The organism is Streptococcus mitis (genome assembly GCF_946188685.1).
GTDB lineage: Bacteria > Bacillota > Bacilli > Lactobacillales > Streptococcaceae > Streptococcus > Streptococcus mitis_CC.
Genome location: NZ_CAMHWH010000030.1, coordinates 1 through 272, shown reverse-complemented (window position 1 = coordinate 272; position 272 = coordinate 1). Strand labels below are relative to the sequence as shown.

Annotated in this window: 1 protein-coding gene; it reads left to right on the top strand. The window is 51.5% G+C overall.

The window, feature by feature from the left end:
* Positions 1-260: hypothetical protein (locus N8N51_RS10360; RefSeq protein WP_261104142.1), on the top strand; the 260-nt coding region annotated here is incomplete at its 5' end.
* Between the last annotated feature and the right edge of the window lie 12 nt (positions 261-272).

Here is a 272-nt window from a genome sequence, read left to right as displayed (position 1 = left end):
CCACACCACCCCCTCACTCCGCATCTGACTCAGCATCAACAAGTGCTTCGACATCAGCAAGTCAATCGGCCTCTGAGTCAGCATCAACAAGCGCGTCGACATCAGCAAGTCAATCTGCATCTGAGTCAGCATCAACAAGTGCTTCAACAAGCGCAAGTCAATCGGCATCTGAGTCAGCTTCAACAAGAGCGTCGACAACCGCAAGTCAATCGGCATCTGAGTCAGCTTCAACAAGAGATCGGAAGAGCGGGGTGCATTAAAAAACTGAGGGG